Here is a 2,148-nt window from a genome sequence, read left to right on the forward strand (position 1 = left end):
ATACTTCTTTAAAATCATTTGCAAATTCCCTTAAATCTTTATAACTAACATATTTAAAAGAATTTCTGAGTTGATGAATTATACATCTTTGTATTTCAGCATTAGGGTAAGCTGCTTGTATTGCCTCCTTTAGGCCTGTTAATCCATCTACACTAAATATTAATACATCTTCTACTCCCCTGTTTTTTAAATCGTTTAATACCCCTAGCCAGAACTTTGAGGACTCAGTTTCACCTATCCAAATGCCCAGTATATCCTTGAAGCCATCTAGGGTAACCCCTAAAACAACATAGGCTGCTTTGTTCTTAATTTGGCCATCTTCCCTTACCTTATAATGTATAGCATCTAGAAAAATGAAGGGATAAACAGGTTCTAGGGGTCTGTTTTTCCACTCATTTATTTGTGGAATAATTTTATCTGTTATTTTGCTAACCATATCTGCTGATACTTCAATTCCATAGAGATCCTTTACCTGGTCATGAATATCCCTAGTTGACATTTGATATGAGATAATACATTTGTGACAAGAAAATATGAAAAAAGGAAAGGCCTCTGATATAATGTTATTCGCCACAAAAAACAAATATCGGAGGGATCCTTTCCTATGAAAACAATTATAACAGAAGAAATGAGATTTCGTCAAAGGGTAGTTAAATATGCAATCAAACATAATAACAATGCAAAAGCAGCTAGAAGATATCATACCAGCCGCCAACAGGTATGGCGTTGGAGAAAAAAGTATGATGGAACCATAAAATCTTTGGCAAATAAAAGCAGAAGACCCCATTCTCATCCTAATCAACATACACAGGAGGAATTGGGCTTAATACGATATAAGCACCGTTATCATCGCCATGAAGGTCTGGCACAAGTATATCGTAAATTAAGAGATGCTGGTTATACAAGAACTTACGACTCCATGTGCAGACAAATAAGGAAAATGAAGCTAAATACACCAAAAAAACGAAAAAGCTATCCTAAATCTAAGTATCGTAAAAACCCAGCTACCTATCCAGGCGAGCGGGTACAGATAGATGTTAAATATGTTCCTAATGAATGTATTGGCTTTGCGAGCTATCACAGTAGATACTACCAAATAACAGCGATTGATGAATATTCAAGAAAGAGATACTTAGAATTAGTTAATGAACTAAGCACATATAGTACATCTAATTTTTTAAAACGACTAGAAGACAAATTAGGATTTAAAGTTAAACTAGTACAAACAGACAATGGAATCGAATTTGTTAACGATCAGGATATTACAAATAAAAAGACCAGATTCGAAAAGTATTTAGAAAAACTAGATATAAAACACAAGCGCACACGCCCATATTCACCATGGCAAAATGGCATAGTAGAGCGAAGTCATAGAATAGATAATGAATTATTTTACAGTAGAAGAAGATTTAAAAGTTACAAGCAGATGGAAAAGTCATTTATAAGATATAGTAAAAGATACAATAATATAGCAAGAAAAATCCTAAATTATAAGACTCCAAATGAAATAGTTGGAGAGTATTTCTCTAAAAATGCTGCTTAAGATGATATTACCAATAATTATTTAATCAAGGATCGCTATCGCTTTCCTCCTTGACAAAATAATTATTAGTAATTTTTTAAAACCACAGCATTATTCAGAGAAAATTTTTCAGAGGTCTGTGTCACATATGTTTGACTTCTCCAGAGTCATGAATATCCCTAGTTGACATTCCTCTTGCATAAAGGGATATTATTTGTTCTTCTATACCTGATATATCCCTTGTATGTTTTGGAACTACTACTGGTTCAAATTCGCCATTTCTATCTCTTGGTATATCTAACTCAATTTCTCCAAAACGAGTGCTTACAGTCTTTTTCGTAGTACCATTTCTACGATTATCTGTATTTTTGTTCTTTTTATCTCCTTTTACATATCCTAATTCTACCTCTAATTCTGCCTCTAACATCTCTTGTAGTGCATCTTTAAACATTTCTTTAAGATATGTGTGGAGATCATTTACTGTTTTTAAATCTCCATCTACTATCATATTTCTTAAAACTTCCTTTGGTAAAGTTGCCATAAAAAATTCTCCTTTCTAGTTTTGGTCTTATTTAGATTCTTGCCAGAAAAGAGAATTTTATTTCCTAAAAGCACAAATTATTTTA

1 protein-coding gene and 2 pseudogenes are annotated in these 2,148 nt (G+C 32.6%); 1 reads left to right on the plus strand and 2 read right to left on the minus strand.

Annotation, left to right across the window (positions count from 1 at the left end):
* Positions 1-499: pseudogene (locus CUL_RS17455) on the minus strand (IS256 family transposase); the annotation flags it as partial.
* Positions 500-604: 105 nt separating this feature from the next.
* On the opposite strand from CUL_RS17455, the gene CUL_RS0113545 reads away from it, so the two are divergent.
* The gene (locus CUL_RS0113545; RefSeq protein ID WP_025642217.1) at positions 605-1,543 is read left to right on the plus strand and encodes a DDE-type integrase/transposase/recombinase; all 939 of its coding nucleotides are present in this window, start codon (positions 605-607) and stop codon (positions 1,541-1,543) included.
* A 145-nt stretch (positions 1,544-1,688) separates the two neighbouring features.
* On the opposite strand, the pseudogene CUL_RS0113550 reads toward CUL_RS0113545, so the two are convergent.
* Positions 1,689-2,063 (minus strand): annotated as a pseudogene (locus CUL_RS0113550) (transposase); the annotation flags it as partial.
* Positions 2,064-2,148 lie beyond the last annotated feature (85 nt).

Source organism: [Clostridium] ultunense DSM 10521, assembly GCF_000511955.1.
In the GTDB taxonomy this organism is placed as follows: domain Bacteria; phylum Bacillota; class Clostridia; order Tissierellales; family Tepidimicrobiaceae; genus Schnuerera; species Schnuerera ultunensis.